Consider the following 17,420-nt stretch of genomic DNA (forward strand, 5'->3'; position numbering starts at 1 on the left):
GTTTGTAGGCGAAGACGATTTCTGGCTGTGTTCTAGCCCGGCAGGTTTCCCCGCCGGGCTTTGGGGGAGGCCCCGTTCGTTAGAACGGGATCTCGTCGTCGCGGTCGACCAGCTCAGGGTCTTGACCTTCGGTGGTTTTCGGGCGGCTGAGGAAGTCGACCTTCTCTGCGATGATCTCACAGCCGTAGCGGTCGGTGCCGGTAGCGTCGGTCCATTTGGTATAGTGGATGCGGCCGTGGACCAGAACCTTCATGCCCTTTGCGCAATGCTCGGCGACCGTTTTGCCGAGACCGTTGAAGCAGGTGATGCGGTGCCATTCGGTGTCCATCACGCGGTAGCCGTTCTCGTCGCGCTGGACCCGGCCTTCCGAGAGGCGCGGCCGCGAGGTGGCAAGGGTGAAGTTGGTGATTGTGGTGCCGCCTTGCGTGGTGCGTGCTTCTGGGGCCTGACCGATATTGCCTGCGAGGATGACGATGTTTTGCATGGTGTAGTCTCCAAATCTTTGTGTTCCGAGGGACCATTCCCTTCGACAAGACCCGAAAAAAGACCGTCGGTTTTGGCTTGCACGGGCAAAGGCACAGCCGATGACCGGAAACCCCCGAGGGCCGGGGTGGTGCGGGCAGGTGCCGCGTTTCCAAAGAAACGCTAGCCAACACGGCCCGGCGTGAGCGGGGTTGCGGGCCAAAACCGAACGGTCTTAGGGGATTTGTCAGTCGAAGGGAGTGGTGCCTGGGGCACGAGAGATCAGGAGACGGTGCAGAACAAATGGCAGGCTTGCGGGCACAGGACAGGGTATGGCAATTCCCACGCCTGCGGTAATCGGACCAATCGGCACTTGGCCATTGCGGTTAATGCCGTGGGTTGGCGAAGGCTGCCTCAGCGCGACGATCGGCATCTAAAGGGTCTACGAATGGCGCAGTCCCAACAGTTTCAAACGCGTCTGCTGTCGCCAATGCGTAAAAGAGTGGCTGATGGTCCGTGGCCGCATTCGCGGTGTCAAAAAGATAGGATAATACGAAGCACCTCTGCCCCGCGAGCACTATTGCAGCAGGTTGCGCCAATTCCGCACGTCGCCCAGTTAATACAAGGCCTGGGCTTGTGACGCCGCAATGACCATAGCTGCAATAACCAATCGGGGCCGTATCGCCTTGATCCTTGGTTATGGAACACCTTTTTCGCCCAAAACCCATGAGCTTATTGAAAATGTTTCGCATGAAAGTGCATTTTTACAGCTGAAACAGCGCGATGCCACCTTGAATATGAAACCTAAAGTTTGTCTAAAAGACAGGCGTTGGTAGGAGAAAAGCTCAGGCCAATCGTGCCGAAGGACATTGTTTGGCCTGTGTCGAGCAGACTAGCCTCCGAACATGCAACTTGTGAAAGGATCTCCCATGACGCTTTCTGATCGCGCTCGGTCTCAAGTTTTGAAGCCAGATGTCGACGTGGATCAGTTCCAAAAAGGCGCCAATGACCGTAAGCGAGAAGTTTACTGGATTGGGTTTTTGCAGGGTGCTCTTTCCTCAAACCGGATAGAGAGCGGCGAAGAGGAGGCAATTCTCGCAGAAGCCGATAAGTTTGTAGAGTTTTTCGAAGACCCGGATGCGTCAGACTTAGCCGAGGATATCCGTGCCCGCTGTTTTTCTGGTCAGAACGATCTCATGGCGGCCTTGGAAAACGTCATCAATGAGAAACGCGACGAAATCCAAAGTGCCGCGCCATATTCCGAGCGCGACGAGGTGAATGAGTTCCTCGGGTTCTGCGCGGGTATTGTTTGTGACGGCTTGATCCTGAAAGCCGAGGCTGAGGCGATGCTCTCCCGCTTTCACAATAGTATAGTGCTTTCGTCTTCTGTGGTGTTTCGGAATTTGTGGCGCGCCCTTGAGGCCGCGCTGGCTGACAATGTCCTCACAGAGGAGGAATCTGAGGAGGTTCGGGCTTGGATCGCCCTTCTTGTTGGCGATGGCTATGTCGATACTGGAATTCCGAACATCGGCAACTCCGCTGAATTGGATGAACCAATTCGAGACGCCACAAAGATTACACTTGAAGGTGCTTGCGTTGTCCTTACCGGTCCAATGCGAATGGGCACCCGCAATTTCATTGCCAGTGAGATCGAACGCTGCGGTGGAGAAGTCGGCAAGACCACAACGCGGAAAACGAACTATTTGGTGGTCTCGTCGACGGCTTCCAAGAACTGGCGAACAACACATTTTGGTACGAAGATTGAGCGCGCAAAAGAGCTCATTGTTGAGGGCTACAAACTCCGGTTTATCACTGAAACGGCACTTGAATCCGCTATTCGGCTGCAAGCCAAGACATTCTAGAAATTAAGGAAATAGTGAGCTAAACAAGAGCTAAGCACTCATTGGCTCACTCCTAAGCGCCCGGATTTGCGCAGCTGAGAAAGTCTGTGTTTTCAGCTTTATTCTTTCGAGAACACACAGTTACTCGTTCCAGCCACGGATTGAGGCATTTCTGTAACCGTTCAAATCAAATTCTCAAATTTGCGGAAGAAATCGGCGGTCTGCAGCAAACCCTGACCTTCGAGTTTCAGCACTAGTGCAGAAACCGTGTACTTCGGGTTTTTCAGCCTAACGCGCATGTCGCGTAGCGCGCCGATTGCGACCGCATGGTCGAGATCCATGGCGTTAGATATAAAATCATCGGGCGACATGACTTCGATGCCCCAATGATCAAGGATCAACTGAGGGAAATCTTTGAGATTGTCGGTAACGAGCGTATCGCAATGGGCGGCTATTGCAGCAGCCAAAACATGCTCATCACCGGGATCAGGCAACAATCCGGGAAGGTCAGCCCTTGTGTTCGGAAACACCATCGCCTCGGGAAATGCTCGCTCAATAGCGCGGCGTTGACGACTGGGATCAGCCGTGCCTTTGGAAATTGCCCAAATCGCCTTTTCTGTCTCATCCAGAATGCGTTCGGACCAATACGGTCGAAACAAACCGACCTCAGCCAAGCTCAATATGATGTTTCTCTTGAGGCCACCCCCAAGGACGCAAGCATCAATGATGGCGGCATATCGGTTCATCGGGCCGCTCAAATTTGGTCGCCCTCCGCATCCAACGCTGCGAGTTCGGACAGGGCCTCAGACCGAATTTGGTCGCGTTCAGCCATATAGGCAAAGAGATCCTCAGCTCGAACTCGGCGGTGGCGGCCAACGGTTGTGAACCTAATGTCACCCTTCTCAAGCAGCTTGATCAAGAAAGGCCGCGAGACGTTCAGCATATCAGCAGCTTCTTGCGTTGTAAGCTCGGCTTCGACTGGGATCATGCGAAACCCACGGCCACTCGAAATCAAACGTAAAATTTCAAGTAAGGTATCCGTGAGCGCCGGCATAAGCGTAATGTTTCGTACCGCGCCACCATCAACTGCAAGCGAGAGATCGACCGGTTGGCCCTCGGTCACCTGCGACGCTATAATGTGTCGAAGTTGATCTGCGTTGTTGATCTCAACCTTGGTCGGAAGACGGTTCGAAAACCGCTCCTTGTGTAATGCCGCCATTTCGCCCTCCTACGTCGCCATTCAGCGTCCATCTAAAGATGGTGTGACATGCAATCGAAACAAGCGCAACATTCGAATTATTCGAAACAAATAAAAGATGATCGCACACGCCTGAGGAACTTCTAGGGAAACCTACACCGGCACAATAGGTTCGAAGGAACGAATGACATGAGACTTCAAGCCAGCAGGCAGCACGTTTCAACCTTGAGCAGACTGCCAGCTTGCGGCAAGGTTGGGGCAACGTATTGTGCCCGTAGGAGTATTTATGGATCCCGTTGCCATTGGCGTCCTTGTCTGGATGTTCGCAGCACCCGCTTTTCTAATGCTTTGGTTCCTCAGCCGAAGAAAGCTATCAAAACTGACCGCAGATACGCTACAGGCCACAGCGCTACAGGAAGCTGCTCTCGCGCGAAGTGCGGCAGAACATGAAGCAACGAAGGTCAAATACGCACCCGTCATTTCGCAAGAGACCGAGGTTGCACGACTGCAAGCCGTCGCAAGCACCTTAGCGTCCGATATCGAAAAGTTGCGGACTTCTTATGCCGAAAAACGCAATCTGTTTGAGCGATTGGAACAACAAATCGCCATATATGATGAGCGTTTAGCCTTTGCCGAACTTGGTGTTTATGAACCCCATTTTGACTTCACCGACAGCGAGGAGTTCAAAGCCAGCATCGTGGCTGTGCGCGACCGCCAAAAAGCGATGATCTCGGCAAAGCGAGCAACGATCTGTCCAAATGAATGGACGGTAGAAGGCAGCAAAGCCAAAGGCCAAACCATGATCAATCGTCAGACACGTCTCACTATGCGTGCCTTCAATAATGAGTGCGAGGCCGCTATCGCAAACGTACGATGGAATAACGTGGTTGCGATGGAAAAGCGCATACACGCAGCGGCTAGCGCGATTGACAAGGAAAACACCTCGCTCAATCTCACCCTTCACAATGGCTACGTCGCACTTAAGATTGAGGAGCTGCGGCTGACCCACGAATATCGCGAACGCCTAAAGGCCGAAAAGGAAGAACGGACTGAAATGGCACGCGCAGAGCGTGAAGAAAAGAAATTGATCGCCGAGGCAGAGGCTGCCGAGCGCGAAGAGGCCAAATATGAGGCGTTGCTTGAGAAGGCGCGCAAAGAGATCAACGGCGACGGCAACCTAAAACGCATTGAAGAGTTGGAAGCTGCCCTTGCCGAAGCACATGCAGCGAGCGAGCGCGCGCGAGCAATGGCGGAGATGACGCGTTCGGGCTATGTATACATCATTTCCAACGTCGGCTCTTTCGGCGACGACGTTGTCAAAATAGGCCTGACCCGCAGGCTCGATCCAGATGACCGGGTGCGTGAACTTGGTGACGCAAGCGTTCCGTTTGGTTTTGACACCCATGCCATGATCTACAGCGATGCCGCACCGACCTTAGAGACGGCTTTGCATAAAGAATTTGCTGACCGGCGGATCAACATGTCGAATTTCCGTAAAGAATTTTTCCGAGTGTCACTCGATGAAGTTGAAGAGGCCGTCGCTCGCTTGGCCCCAACCGCCAGCTTCTTCAAGGATCGGGAAGCACAGGAATGGCACGAAACGTTGGCACGTCGGAATGTTGAGCTTTTGGACCTGCAGTCCGCTGCGGCAAAGAGCTTTCCTAAAAGTATTTAGGTGCCGTTGCCCAGCCCCACGGATTGGGCTGCATTCTTCCTCGCCGTCTTATTGCGGTGCCGTGAAATTTGCGCTGCGGCAATATCAAGCGCGTCCAAATTAGGGCAGAGGTCCGGCAAGTTATAGTGAGCAGAAGCCCGCCCACACACACCGGGCCGAGCGGGCTGGGGGCCTGCCCGTGGTTACCTAATGAGAACCGTTCGCCAGAAATTCGGGGTAGAACAAAGTCAAAATATTGCACAGGCCAGTCGGATCAGCTTTCCTTGAAATATGCCTTTGCAGACGGATGATCAGCAAGTTGGCTAGGCCGATATAACTTTACTTCGCCGACCTGTGGAACAGCGGGGGCTTTCAAGCGTTCAATGACTGTGGGGTGCAACGCAAACTTGCTGTCGACTACCCTCGGTTTGACAGTCCATTTTTTCCGAAATGGACCAAACTCAAACATATAGGTCTCTTCATGTTGCAGACCCCGAGGGTCAGGTGACCTCATAAGCTGTCCTTCTTGTATCTGAACTTCCGGAACGCACTCCCTGACTTCCTCAACCATCCAGTCGAGCGCAATGTCACTTAGCCGCGACTCTGGCTCAGGATAACTGCCACCTACATCGCTATGACACCCAGGAAACCAAATTTGTTTCAGCCAGGTCGGATGCTTGCCTTTGTTCTTTTCTACTTCGGCAGGCATTGCCCAGATTACGCGTGGGAACTCTGCACGGTGTTCATCAATAGCCAATGCGTGGCGCGCAAACCCAACATCCGAATCCAGGCCTCCGTCGTAGTTTTGCTTCCGCCACACGGCCCGGTGACCGTTTCGCCAAATCTGCACCCAATCGCGGGGGTCGGAAAATCTAAGAGGGCGCTCTGGATTCGGCGAAAAATACTTAAACTGCGACTTCAGCACCGAAATATACCAATAAGCCACTGCCAAAGACAGGGCGACAATTGGCAAGGATGCGTACCATGACCAAGAGAAATACCACGAAGATACAAGTGCGGCAGCGGTTGCCACAAATGCTCCCCTTACGAGCCATGTGACTGCGATATTTCCGAGCGCAGCGACTGTGTCGAAAACGCCTATGAAAGTGGGCTGGACGTTTCCCTGGACGTCAGGGGATCCAGCGGTCGGGCTGCTTCCGTATTTGACCCGGAAACGACGACCCTTCTCTTCGCGCTGACTAAAGTAGGGTTCCTGCCCTCGTGGATATCCGGTCCCATGGTTATACACGTATTTGACAGCGTCGGACGCGATTTTTCGCAGTTTTGGCCCGTATTTGGGAACCGCTGAGCCATCGGGCATCTTTGTAGGGATGCCACAAAGGTTCATAACGTTTGCGACCGTCCTCGCAGTATAGGCCCCGCGCGAAAAGCCAAAAAGCAAGATCCGATCTCCCGGTTCATAATAGGAAATGATCTTTTCGTAGCAATCAATCACGTTGTCATCGATTCCCGTTCCAACTGCCGATTCCAGCAGATTTCTCAATCGTCGGATCGTAACACCGCCAGTTTCCCCGGCTCCTAACCCTGGATCGTAAAATGCGACCTGCTCCGTCGGCTTTATGGGTGACGACGGACCAGGCCGCATAGCCCGATATAACTTATAAACATTCGACAGCTTTTGATCCGGATGGATGCCACCAATCTGCCCCGTTCCATCAGAAAAAATCAAAATATTCTTTGGCACATCATAATCCTTTACTTATTCCGATGGCGGCTCGGCGCCTTCAACATCTTCTTGGCTTGCAGTATCACAATCGGAAGATACATGGAACGCAAGTACAGTCGCCTCTCCACTTTGGCGTCAACGTCGGCACAATTTTAGGGCGGCCCACCCGAAGCCTTGTCATCTTGCATGGCTAACATTGACATTCAGAAAAACATATACTATTTTCTGACACTGGAGGCCCGCAATGACCACCTTAAAGATCACGCAGCGTATCAAAGCTAAGGGACGGGGAGCGATTTTCGCTCCCTCGGATTTTCTCGATATGGGATCGCGCACCAGTGTAGACCAAGCTCTATCACGCTTGGCCGATCAAGGTATGATCCGTCGTTTGACGCGCGGGCTCTACGACTATCCCAAGATCAGCCCGCGGTTTGGCATGCTGTCGCCATCGACAGACGATGTGGCCAAAGCGATCGCTCGCAAAGACAACCAGGTTCTTCAGGTATCACCAGCGATGGCAGCCAATCAACTTGGCCTTTCCACTCAGGTTCCGTCGAAACCAACGTACATGACGGATGGCCCCACTCGGATCAAAATCATCGGCAAACAGGTGATTCAGTTCCGGAACGCCTCCTCCAAAACGCTTGTTGGCGCTGGTCAAAAGACTGGAATGGTTTTCCAGGCACTTCGCTATGTCGGCAAGCACCGCGTGGACGATCAAGTGGTTAGCATGCTTGCAAGGGCGCTGGACAATTCGGATCGGGTACAGCTGCTCAAGCAAAGCAAATATGTGCCCGCATGGATGCATCCTGTGCTTCAACAGATCGCGGACCGAGCCTGAAATTGGACAATTTTGCAAACGACACACCAAAGAACCGCGACGAAGCATTCCAAGAGGCCGCCGCACGCTTGGGCCTCTCCAAATCAATTGTCGAGAAAGACTTTTGGGTCTGCTGGTCGTTGCGAAAGCTCTTCGCTCTGCCTTCGTTTGGAGATCATCTGATCTTCAAAGGAGGCACGTCGCTGTCAAAGGCCTATAATGCGATCTACAGATTTTCGGAGGACGTGGATCTCTCCCTCGACCGCAACCAACTCGGTTTCACAGGACCCCGAGATCCCGAAGGGTCAGACCTTACCGGCGGTCAGCGCAAATATCTGCTGAAGGAGTTACAGCAAACAGCGGAGAAGATCGTCGCTGGTCCTTTGCTTGGGGAAATCCAATCTTCCTTCGGCGCCAGCCTTGAACAAGATTTTACTTTGGCGACCGATCCCCGCGATGCGCAAACGCTTCTGTTTACCTATCCCTCCACGGCACATGCAGGCGTGCAGTCAGGGTATGTGCAACCCATCATTCGTTTCGAATTCGGTGCACGCGGCGTTACCATTCCTGCGGAAGAACGCGTAATCGTGCCCTATCTTCACGAAGCATTTCCCGCTTTGCTCGGGACCGCTCACGTAACAACCAATGTATTGGGCATCGAACGTACATTTTGGGAGAAAGCAACCATTCTCCACATGCTGTTTCATCAAGACACCACGAAGCTGCTCTCCGACCGCATGTCACGACACTATTATGACATGGCCATGTTAATTGATCATGGCGCTAAGATCCGTGCGATGGCCAATCTCCCGCTTTTGGACTCGGTCGCCCACCACAAGTCTGTTTTCTTCAAAGCAGCATGGGCGCGCTATGATACAGCAAAAGTGGGGTCCCTCCGGCTTTTGCCAAGCCCTGAAATCGAAGTCACTCTGCGTAGAGACTATATCGGAATGAAGGAAATGCTCATCGGCGATGCCCCCAGCTTTGACGATATATTGGGCAAAATCGCCGCGTTCGAACACGAAGTAAATGCGGATACAACCACTCAAAATGACCCTCTCAAGACCGACACCTAGCCTTGCGCAGGTTGTCTCTTAATAGAAAGGGGGCTCACGCCCCCTTCTCGAACTTCAGAACCGGGATACCGAGTTTCTTGGCCTTATCGGCAAGGTTTTCCTGAATGCCATTGCCCGGGAAGACGAGGACACCCACGGGGAGCACATCCAGCATGGCGTCGTTGCGCTTGAATGGGGCTGCTTTGGCGTGTTTTGTCCAGTCTGGCTTGAAAGCAACTTGTGTGACCTTGCGGGCATCGGCCCATTTGGCGGCGATGAGTTCGGCCCCCTTTTGGCTGCCACCATGCAATAGGACCATATCGGGATATTTGGCCTGAACCTGGTCGAGCTTGGCCCAGATCAGGCGGTGATCGTTGAAGTCGGTCCCGCCGGTGAGGGCAATCTTGGTGCCTTGGGGCAGCATCACTTCGTTTTCCGCGCGGCGCTTGGCGGAGAGGAAATCGCGGCTGTCGATCAATGCCGCCGTCAGGTGCTTATGGTTCACCATCGAGCCAGAGCGAGGTCGCCATGTTGAGCCGGTGTGCAATTCAAACGCCTCGGCGCTGCGATCGCGGAAGGCTTCCAGACAATGGCGCCGCTCCACGAGGCTGGTGCCTTCGGCCGTCAGGCGCTCGAGTTCAGTCGATTTCACCTCGGAACCATCTTGTTCCCGCTGCAGGCGGTGTTGCGCCACTTCATTGTCGTCGAGCAACCGTTCGGTCCGGGCAGCTGCACGGTGGAACAGGTTGACCTGGCCCCAGAGCAGTTCTTCGAGGTCGGGTTCCATGCGGGTGTCGGCGAGCGTCGCAACGACGGCATCGAAGATATCCGTGACCGCGTCGATGAGGCGCTCTGGCTCCGGCATCGGGCGCAGATCGGGTTCGTCCTGGAAGGCACGTTGCCCGAAGAGCTGAAGCTCCTGAAGCGCCCAGGCGATTTGGGAAAGGGTGGGGTTGGGGTCAAAGGTTTCGCTGTGGAATTGGGTCATCATGGTTGTGCGCCTCCGGCTGCTCGAGCGCGCGCGACATCCCGCGCGGCCTTCATGGGCTGCGAAAGCCGTGGGAGGGGACGCCCCTTCACCCCCTCTTTGGGGCCGGAACGCAGAGGAGGAGGACGGGGGGGCGGCTGATTTGTCTCGCGATGCAAAGCGGGGCTCGTCCCCGCGGCGGAAATCAGTTGCCCCCCGTCCTTGAAGGGGCGGCCCCTTTGACGGCCGCCTGCCCATCTCTTGAAGGACGTGCGGATGCCTGCGCGGGTTTGACAGCCGGGAAATGGGACAAGACCACGACCCAAATCCCTCGGCGATGCATGCCCCCTGCCCCACTTTGCCAGACCGTTTTTGCGCTTGGGGGCTTAGATTTGTAGGCGGTCCTGATCCTCGGACCCGATCTGCGCTGCCAAATGTTGGCGCAGTGCCTCGCGGCCATAGGTACGGAGATCATCGTTGAAGTCCCCAAGTTGCGGCTCAAGCACGTTCACCGGAACCCCGGCCTCGGAGGCTCTGGCGCTCAACCTTTCTGCCGCGCGCTGCCCCGCCGGATCGCGATCGACGGCAATGTAGAGGCGCTGCACAGCTGCGGAAATAATAACGGCTCCGAGATGAGACGACGAGAGCGCCGCCCAGACGGGCAAGGAAGGCACGGCCTCGCGGATGGAGAGCATGGTTTCGATGCCTTCGCCCACGACGAGGATGGTGTCACTCGGGCTCAGCCTGACGGCATTGCCCAAGATGTGCCCCATGGCCCGACGCGGGGTTTTCACGGCCGCCTTGTCCTGACCGTCAGGTGCAAGCCACGTGCGATGCACACCATGCAACATCCCTGCCGCATCGGTGACCGCGGCGATCATCGCCGGTCTGGGCGCGGGGTTCAACTGGCCTTCTTCCCGATGCCAGCACTTTGGGTGGAAGCGCAGGGCTGAGTTTGGCACCGCTTGGGAAATGCCCCGGGAACGCAGGTAGACCTCTGCCAGACTGCCTGCCACCGGCACTGCCGCCGCAAACAAGCGCGATGCTGCCTCAGGCGTGCCCGAAGGGGATTTTGGGCTGCGCGGGTCAATGGCGTCCGGGACAACCGGCTGCGGACGGCCAAGATGCGCGCGCGCCTCGGCCAGAAGATCGGGAAAGCGTGTGATCCCTGTGCGCTCGCGGATGATATCGAGGAGATCACCGTGCTGGCCAGTTGCTCCGTCTTGCCACTTGCCCCGCGCACCCGGTCCAGAGGTTGGGCCGGTAAGCCTGACAAAAAGCGACCGCCCCGGATTGTTTTGCAAATCGCCAACCATCCAGTAGGATCCTTCCCGCCTCCCGGCGGGAAGGTAATGCCTACACACACTTTCGGCATTTTGCGCAAGCGCGCGAATAAGATCGTCTGTTTCCAATGACATAATACCACTCAACAACCATTGCGTGCATGTAGCCCCTGGATGGGGAGACGTGCAAGTAGGCGCGTGATCACATCGATACCGCTTGCGTCACTCGGACAGAAGAGCCGCAACTTCCAGGCAATGATTTCCGAGAAAAAGCCATCCGCCTTGAGCCGGTCTTTCTGGGCCTCCGAGAAGCCAGAGAGTTCAATCCGGTCCACGCCCATGACCCGCGCACGGTGCAATTCCAACCCTTCGGCCAATTGTACCTTCGTTTTACCCCCGAGAATGAGGGCATGCACCTCGGCAGCCGTGAGGTTTGGCGCTTCACTGGCAAGGGTGGTCGCAACCCATGCGGGCGAGACACGGCGGCCGATGATGCGCTGGCCGTCATCGGTTTGCAGGCGGTACACGCGGGTCTCATCCTCGGGAAGCTGTTTCCAAATCGGCAGGAGAAGCCCCGCTACGATGTGCAGCGTGGTTTCCGAGAATTCGGGGACCTCCTCCAGTTCGGTCACCCAAGCCGCAGTGAACGTTATGCGGTCCGCTTCCACCCATTGCGTGTCCTCCATTATTTTGGCCGGGAACGTGCCGGCCTCGGTTGGGCGGATCAACCGCAAGCGCGGCTCAATCGTGCCGTCGTCCAGCATCAAGCTGGTCGCGGGGACCTGCACTGCGGCGCGGCCCGAGCGGCTGTTGACCAGAAGTCGCGCCTTTGGGTCCTCAAGCCAGTCGAGTGCCTCAGCAAGCGACAGCGGCGTATTGCGCAGCCTTGAGGCGATGGTCAGAAGCTGGGTTTCCGCACCAGAGCCGGGATGGGTGTAAATGACGCGCGCATCCGTAACACGAAAACTCTCTGCGCGCAGGGTCTCGAGACCGAGGTCGTAGACTCCGGCAGCGATGGCGCCTTCGATCCGCTGATCAAGCAATTCCTCGAAGGCCGCAAAGAGCACCGTCTGCAACGCAATCGTCAGGGCCAGCAAGCGATTGAGGAAGGTGGTGATCGGCGGCAACTCGTCTTTGAGGCCATTGTCGTCCGTCAGGTTGAGACCCGTGGCGTCCTCAAACGCCTGCAGCGAGCAGCCCTGCACGTCGCCACGATAGAGCCTTCGATAAAGTTGGCGCAAGGCATCGCGAGCGTAGGGAGACTCAAGATTGTCCTCAGGCCGAAACAACCCCTGCCCACCGGTCTGGCGCTGGCCGCGCGTGATCGCGCCAAGCGTGTCGAGGCGACGGGCGATTGTGCTGAGAAACCGCTTTTCTGATTTCACATCTGTGGCCACGGGTCGGAACAATGGCGGCTGCGCCTGATTGGTACGGTTGGTCCGCCCAAGGCCTTGGATTGCAGCATCGGCTTTCCAGCCGGGCTCCAGAAGGTAGTGAACCCGCAAGCGCTGGTTCTTGGCCCCGAGATCGGCGTGATAACTGCGACCCGTGCCGCCCGCGTCGGAGAAGATCAGGATGCGCTTTTGGTCATCCATGAAGGCCGCGGTTTCCACGAGGTTGGCCGATCCGGCCCGGCTTTCTACGACAAGGTGCGCCGAATGGCCTTTGCGCACGATGCGGCGCGCCCGACCCGTGACCTCGGCCACCAAATCCGTGCCGAAGCGCTGCACGATCTGGTCGAGCGCCCCCGGAACGGGTGGCAGGGAAGCCAAATGTTCGAACAGGGCATCGCGGCGGCGCACAGCCTCGCGACATTCGACAGGCTGGCCGTCGCGCGTAACCGGACGGGAGGAAAGATTGCCTTCGCTGTCCGTGAACGGTTCATAAAGCTGCACCGGAAAGGAATGGGCGAGGTAATCCATGACATATTCGCGCGGCGTGATGTCAACGCGGATATCGTTCCAGTCCTCGGTCGGGACCTCTGACAGGCGACGTTCCATCAACGCTTCACCCGTCGAGACGATCTGGATGACCGACGTGTGACCCGCTGCAAGGTCAGCGTCGATGGCCGCAATCAGCGTTGGAGTTTTCATCGAAGTGAGGAGATGGCCAAAGAAACGCTGCTTGGCGGACTCAAAAGCCGAGCGCGCTGCGGACTTGGCTTGGCGGTTTAGCGTGCCACCAGACTCGCCTGTTATGTTCGAGGCTTCCAGTGCGGCGGAGAGGTTGTTGTGGATTATCGCGAAAGCCCCGGCATAGGCATCATAGATGCCGCGCTGTTCTGGGCTGAGGGCATGAACCAGCATCTCGTACTCAACACCGTCATAAGACAGCGACCGGGCGGTGTAGAGACCAAGCGCACGCAGATCGCGCGCGAGGACCTCCATTGCCGCTACCCCGCCAGCCTCAATCGCCTCAACGAACTCGGCGCGGGTAGCAAACGGAAAATCTTCTCCACCCCAGAGGCCAAGCCGTTGCGCGTAAGCCAAATTGTGAACGGACGTTGCCCCGGTGGCCGAGACATAGACCACGCGCGCGTTTGGCAGCTTGTGCTGCAAGCGCAGCCCCGCCCTGCCCTGCTGTGAAGCTTGCACATCGCCGCGCTCGCCTTTCCCACCTGCGGCATTCGCCATCGCGTGGCTTTCGTCAAAGACAATAACCCCGTCAAAATCCGCCCCGAACCAATCGACAATCTGGTCGACGCGGGATTTTTTGGCCCCGCGCTCTTCGGAGCGCAGGGTCGCATAGGTGGTGAACAAAATGCCCTCGGCTAACGGGATGTCACGGCCTTGCGCAAAGCGCGAGAGCGGCGTGACCAGCAGGCGCTCTTGCCCAAGCGCTAACCAATCGCGCTGCGCATCCTCCAGCAGTTTGTCGCTTTTTGACACCCAAAGCGTCTTGCGCCGCCCTTGCACCCAGTTGTCGAGCAGGATCCCGGCCGATTGGCGACCTTTGCCTGCCCCGGTGCCATCGCCCAGAAAAAAGCCGCGCCGAAAACGAACGGCATCGGTGGCCTCAAGGGGCGCCGCCGAAATCAGATCTCCGGTTTCATCAACAGTCCACGATCCGGCAAGGTAACCGGAATGCGCTTCACCCGCGTAGATCACCGTTTCAAGTTGGGCATCTGACAAAAGGCCCTCGCGCAAAATGGCGGCGGGCAACTTGGGGCAATAGCTGGGTCTTGGCGGCACAACCGACGCCATGGCAGCAGATTGCACCAGCTTGGTTGGATGCGGCACGGCACCGGGGATGTCGATCACTTGCAGACGAAACGTCTCATAGATCGCGTCTGACAAACGCGTGGTGGCCACGTTCTCAACGCCGTCACGCAGGATGTAGGCGAGATTCTCGGCTTTGATGGGTGTTGCTGATCCAGCCGAAGAGGCTGCGGCGGCGAGGCGGAGCTTGCCGATGGCGGTCCCAGCGGGGCGGGTAGTTTTTCCCGGATAGGGGGAAGAGACGCGTTGCCCTACGGGTGAGCCCGGTTCCGCGCTCAAGCGCGGTGGCACCTCGGCAGTGATCCGCGCCATCAGGTGAGCCACGTCCTGTGCCATGGGTTGGGAAAGATCGGCGGTGATTCCGCCAAGCTCGCCACCCCGGCATTTGTCAAAGACAGATATCCGCGTCTCGAAACTGGTGCCATGTTTGGCGAAGGCGCCACCAGACACTGCACCGGTGAAAACCAGATGTGCACCCTCAGTAAGTTTAGCGAAACTTGAACCCCAAGCTGGCACGTCGGGCGCGAAGCCCGCCCCAGTGATTGCGACCAGCCGTCCGCCGGGGGTAAGCCGCGACAGGGCTGAGCGGATGTGCCGGGCCGTGGCCTCCGTGTTGCGCCCATCGACATTGGCTACGGCGGAGAACGGCGGATTCATCAGGATGACGCTTGGGCGATAACTTCCGTCGAGGTGATCATCAATTTGCGCGGCGTCAAAACTGGTGACGGGTCGGCCCGGAAATAGCAGCCTCAGCAAATCAGCGCGGGTCTCGGCAAGTTCGTTTAGGCTCAGAGTGCCGCCAACGATCTCGGCAAGGATCGCCAGCAGACCTGTTCCAGCCGAAGGCTCGAGAACAAGGTCGCGCGCGGTGATCTGCGCGGCGACGAGGGCTGCAAGCCCCATCGGCAGCGGCGTCGAGAATTGCTGGAAGCGCTCCATTTCTTCTGATCGCCGCGTATGGGTTGGCAGCAGGTTTGACACCTTGGCGAGGATCGACAACAGAGCGGCGGATGATCCTGCCCGCACCATCAGCGCGCGGCCGAATTTGCGCAGGAAAAGGACAAGTGCTGCTTCGCAGACCTCATAGGCCAGCTTCCAATCCCAAAAACCTGCGGCATCCGAGCCGCCAAAGGCGCGCTCCATTTCCAGACGCAAACGCAGTGCGTCAATCTGAAACCCCTGTGCCAGATCGGATTGCAGGGATTGCGCAACCATCAAGATCGCGTCGGCAGTGTTGGGGGAGTGCAGCGGGGCAACCGGCGGCAACGCAGTTGCGAGGGCAGTTTGAAACGTCATTGGAAAACTCCGGAAAAGAAAAAGGATCAAACCGGCAGGGCGCTCTCTCTGATCCCCTCCGGCTTGCCCCTCCCCGGCTCCTCTCTGCCTCTCAACACCCTATTCCCGCTTGAGCGGATCTTGATTTTGTTCCCTATATGTTCTACACTAGAAAGACTAATCAGAGAAGGAGTTCCATCGTGGAAAGTACCAGCTTTGCCATTCCCGTAACCCCACGTCAGATCGCCTATGCGCGCGCCTTGGCACTGCGCAATCACACGCTTTTGCCATGGGACGTACAGCAAGATCGTCGCAGTCTCAGCACTTGGATCGATGCTCAGGCGAAGATGACATCTGCCGCCGCTGTGGATGCGCGGCCAAGCTCAAAGCAGGTGGCCTTCGCAGAGCGGCTCGCGCGCATCAAGCGCCGCGCCGTACCGGACGAGTGTTTCCGCGACAAAGGGCTGATGTCGAAATGGATCGACGGGAATAGGTAAGAGATGACCGGTAAAAGCAGACATTCGAGCTAGATGCGGCGCAGGCCTCGTTTGAGCCCACCTTACCAATATTCTGCGATGCGGCTAACGTGTACTTTGCAGAAATGGCCCCTGCCATGCGACAGAGGCCATCTTTTACTTATGGCAACTTCATTTCGCTGTAATCACCCCTGACATAGAGGGTAACTGTCACGTCCTGCACACCCCGGTTGCGCCAGAACCAGCCGTGGTTGCCCGTGAAAGCCGCAGTTAGAACGCCTTCGGCCCGCTCCACCGCCCGGCCCTTTTCGTAGCTGATGTTCTCGCCGCCGCCGTCACCATGCAAATCAAAGTTGACGGCGCCGTTTTCTGCAACCCAGAGAAACCCCGCTTCCGCTCCAGCTTCCATGACCAACTTGACCTCAACCCCTTCTCCAGGGGTCAGCGTTACACTGTATTGATCGGTCCATTCAGGCGTAGCGGTCTGGGCATAGGCGGCGGCGAAGAAGAACCCGAAGATGCCGTTGCCAAGACTTGATTGGTCGTCGCTTGCCCCACTATTTTGAAGCTCCAGCATGCGGTCTGCCTCGGCTTCCTCGGATAGCTGTGTCTTGATTTCACCCATCTCGGCCAAGCCGATAGCCTTGCCAATGCCAGTAGGATCAATGCCGTATTCCGATGGCAGGACGACCGTTACGAGTATAACACCAGCCGCGACTGCGGCCAGTATTGTGGATTTGAGAAGCTGCGCCGAGGTTGGCAGATCATCAAGGTTTGGTTTGTTTCCGTTATGCATTTTCATAGTCTCCAAAATTTCAGCCGACGAAGTAGCCGGTCATCTGCATTCCAAACAGAATGAACCCGGCGGACATCATCACGACATTTGCGGTGTAGGCGTGTTTCCAAAAGCTGGTGGTCTTGCGCCAATAGCCCATGACAACCAGGATCATAGCGAGGGCGATCAACTGACCGATCTCGACGCCGACATTGAAGGCCAGCAGGTTTGGAATCAGGCCGTCCTGTGCGATCTCATATTCCAGAATCTTGGTCGCCAGACCCAGCCCGTGGAAGAAACCGAAGATCAGCGTTGCAGCTTTGGTATTAGGTTGGAAACCGAACCACCGCTGGTAAGCCCCCAGATTGTCGAGCGCCTTGTAGACCACCGACAGTCCGATGATGGCGTCGATCAAGTAAGCGCTGACGTTCCAGCCGAAATAGACACCGGCCAGCATTGTTGTTGAGTGGCCGATGGCAAATAGGCTGACGTAGAGGGCAACGTGCTTCATTTTGTAGAGGAAGAAGACGACGCCAAAGAGGAACAGCAGATGGTCATATCCAGTGACCATGTGCTTGGCCCCCAGATACATGAAGGGGATCAGCTTCATGCCGCTGACCTCTTGGATATAGCCCTTGTCACCTTCGGTGACAGCATGAGCATAGGCCGTGGTCGCGAAGGCGAGTAACGCCAGCATGACCATTGCCAT

15 protein-coding genes are annotated in these 17,420 nt (G+C 56.7%); 6 read left to right on the forward strand and 9 right to left on the reverse strand.

Going from position 1 to position 17,420, the window contains the following annotated elements; translation table 11 throughout:
* Positions 1-79: 79 nt before the first annotated feature.
* Positions 80-484, reverse strand: a complete 405-nt coding sequence (locus AKU79_RS02050) for a single-stranded DNA-binding protein (RefSeq protein ID WP_050521752.1) — start codon at positions 482-484, stop codon at positions 80-82.
* Positions 485-1,109: 625 nt separating this feature from the next.
* Between AKU79_RS02050 and AKU79_RS02055 the strand changes: the two genes are divergently transcribed.
* Positions 1,110-1,298 carry a hypothetical protein gene (locus AKU79_RS02055; protein ID WP_050521930.1) on the forward strand — a complete coding sequence of 63 codons (189 nt, stop codon included), beginning with the start codon at positions 1,110-1,112 and terminating at the stop codon, positions 1,296-1,298.
* Between the two features lie 93 nt (positions 1,299-1,391).
* Entirely contained in the window at positions 1,392-2,324 is a 933-nt protein-coding gene (locus tag AKU79_RS02060; RefSeq protein ID WP_050521931.1) for a BRCT domain-containing protein, read from the forward strand.
* A gap of 161 nt (positions 2,325-2,485) precedes the next feature.
* Here AKU79_RS02060 and AKU79_RS02065 read toward each other — a convergent pair whose 3' ends face one another.
* Positions 2,486-3,049 (reverse strand): PIN domain-containing protein, encoded by a 564-nt coding sequence (locus AKU79_RS02065; RefSeq protein WP_082223889.1) that lies wholly within the window; start codon positions 3,047-3,049, stop codon positions 2,486-2,488.
* Positions 3,050-3,057: 8 nt separating this feature from the next.
* Complete coding sequence (locus AKU79_RS02070) at positions 3,058-3,522, reverse strand: helix-turn-helix domain-containing protein (RefSeq protein ID WP_050521933.1); 465 nt, start codon at positions 3,520-3,522, stop codon at positions 3,058-3,060.
* A 265-nt stretch (positions 3,523-3,787) separates the two neighbouring features.
* Between AKU79_RS02070 and AKU79_RS02075 the strand changes: the two genes are divergently transcribed.
* Positions 3,788-5,176, forward strand: coding sequence for a DUF4041 domain-containing protein (locus AKU79_RS02075; protein ID WP_050521934.1), 1,389 nt, complete (start codon positions 3,788-3,790; stop codon positions 5,174-5,176).
* 253 nt (positions 5,177-5,429) lie between these two features.
* On the opposite strand, the gene AKU79_RS02080 is transcribed toward AKU79_RS02075, so the two are convergent.
* Positions 5,430-6,860, reverse strand: a complete 1,431-nt coding sequence (locus AKU79_RS02080) for a DUF2235 domain-containing protein (RefSeq protein ID WP_050521935.1) — start codon at positions 6,858-6,860, stop codon at positions 5,430-5,432.
* 226 nt (positions 6,861-7,086) lie between these two features.
* Here AKU79_RS02080 and AKU79_RS02085 point away from each other — a divergent pair, with 226 nt between their 5' ends.
* On the forward strand, positions 7,087-7,683 hold the full coding sequence (locus AKU79_RS02085; protein ID WP_050521936.1) for a DUF6088 family protein: 597 nt from the start codon (positions 7,087-7,089) through the stop codon (positions 7,681-7,683).
* A 2-nt stretch (positions 7,684-7,685) separates the two neighbouring features.
* On the forward strand, positions 7,686-8,738 hold the full coding sequence (locus tag AKU79_RS02090; RefSeq protein WP_197087189.1) for a nucleotidyl transferase AbiEii/AbiGii toxin family protein: 1,053 nt from the start codon (positions 7,686-7,688) through the stop codon (positions 8,736-8,738).
* 34 nt (positions 8,739-8,772) lie between these two features.
* On the opposite strand, the gene AKU79_RS02095 is transcribed toward AKU79_RS02090, so the two are convergent.
* The 3 genes from AKU79_RS02095 to AKU79_RS02105 all read right to left on the reverse strand — a co-directional run bounded on the left by AKU79_RS02095 (position 8,773) and on the right by AKU79_RS02105 (position 15,481).
* Positions 8,773-9,708: a DUF2493 domain-containing protein gene (locus AKU79_RS02095; protein ID WP_050521938.1), complete on the reverse strand. Its 936-nt coding sequence runs from the start codon at positions 9,706-9,708 to the stop codon at positions 8,773-8,775.
* 362 nt (positions 9,709-10,070) lie between these two features.
* Positions 10,071-11,102, reverse strand: coding sequence for a DUF7146 domain-containing protein (locus AKU79_RS02100; protein WP_050521939.1), 1,032 nt, complete (start codon positions 11,100-11,102; stop codon positions 10,071-10,073).
* 8 nt (positions 11,103-11,110) lie between these two features.
* Entirely contained in the window at positions 11,111-15,481 is a 4,371-nt protein-coding gene (locus AKU79_RS02105) for a bifunctional class I SAM-dependent methyltransferase/DEAD/DEAH box helicase (RefSeq protein ID WP_050521955.1), read from the reverse strand.
* 179 nt (positions 15,482-15,660) lie between these two features.
* Between AKU79_RS02105 and AKU79_RS02110 the strand changes: the two genes are divergently transcribed.
* Entirely contained in the window at positions 15,661-15,957 is a 297-nt protein-coding gene (locus tag AKU79_RS02110; protein WP_050521940.1) for a hypothetical protein, read from the forward strand.
* A 139-nt stretch (positions 15,958-16,096) separates the two neighbouring features.
* Here the strand turns inward: AKU79_RS02110 and AKU79_RS02115 are convergent, their stop codons facing one another.
* Both AKU79_RS02115 and AKU79_RS02120 read right to left on the reverse strand, forming a co-directional pair.
* The gene (locus AKU79_RS02115) at positions 16,097-16,738 is read right to left on the reverse strand and encodes a transmembrane anchor protein (RefSeq protein ID WP_456238878.1); all 642 of its coding nucleotides are present in this window, start codon (positions 16,736-16,738) and stop codon (positions 16,097-16,099) included.
* Between the two features lie 13 nt (positions 16,739-16,751).
* Positions 16,752-17,420, reverse strand: coding sequence for a HupE/UreJ family protein (locus AKU79_RS02120; RefSeq protein WP_156209397.1), 669 nt, complete (start codon positions 17,418-17,420; stop codon positions 16,752-16,754).

Origin of the sequence: Pseudorhodobacter wandonensis, assembly GCF_001202035.1 — a bacterium.
In the GTDB taxonomy this organism is placed as follows: Bacteria; Pseudomonadota; Alphaproteobacteria; order Rhodobacterales; family Rhodobacteraceae; genus Pseudorhodobacter; species Pseudorhodobacter wandonensis.

What these genes read in the sequence shown, in the direction of transcription:
- AKU79_RS02050 (WP_050521752.1), bottom strand. Translation starts at nt 484, where the DNA reads ATGCAAAACATCGTCATCCTCGCAGGCAATATCGGTCAGGCCCCAGAA.
- AKU79_RS02055 (WP_050521930.1), top strand. Translation starts at nt 1,110, where the DNA reads ATGACCATAGCTGCAATAACCAATCGGGGCCGTATCGCCTTGATCCTT.
- AKU79_RS02060 (WP_050521931.1), top strand. Translation starts at nt 1,392, where the DNA reads ATGACGCTTTCTGATCGCGCTCGGTCTCAAGTTTTGAAGCCAGATGTC.
- AKU79_RS02065 (WP_082223889.1), bottom strand. Translation starts at nt 3,049, where the DNA reads ATGAACCGATATGCCGCCATCATTGATGCTTGCGTCCTTGGGGGTGGC.
- AKU79_RS02070 (WP_050521933.1), bottom strand. Translation starts at nt 3,522, where the DNA reads ATGGCGGCATTACACAAGGAGCGGTTTTCGAACCGTCTTCCGACCAAG.
- AKU79_RS02075 (WP_050521934.1), top strand. Translation starts at nt 3,788, where the DNA reads ATGGATCCCGTTGCCATTGGCGTCCTTGTCTGGATGTTCGCAGCACCC.
- AKU79_RS02085 (WP_050521936.1), top strand. Translation starts at nt 7,087, where the DNA reads ATGACCACCTTAAAGATCACGCAGCGTATCAAAGCTAAGGGACGGGGA.
- AKU79_RS02095 (WP_050521938.1), bottom strand. Translation starts at nt 9,708, where the DNA reads ATGATGACCCAATTCCACAGCGAAACCTTTGACCCCAACCCCACCCTT.
- AKU79_RS02100 (WP_050521939.1), bottom strand. Translation starts at nt 11,102, where the DNA reads ATGTCATTGGAAACAGACGATCTTATTCGCGCGCTTGCGCAAAATGCC.
- AKU79_RS02105 (WP_050521955.1), bottom strand. Translation starts at nt 15,481, where the DNA reads ATGACGTTTCAAACTGCCCTCGCAACTGCGTTGCCGCCGGTTGCCCCG.
- AKU79_RS02115 (WP_456238878.1), bottom strand. Translation starts at nt 16,738, where the DNA reads ATGAAAATGCATAACGGAAACAAACCAAACCTTGATGATCTGCCAACC.
- AKU79_RS02120 (WP_156209397.1), bottom strand. Translation starts at nt 17,420, where the DNA reads ATGGCAATGGTCATGCTGGCGTTACTCGCCTTCGCGACCACGGCCTAT.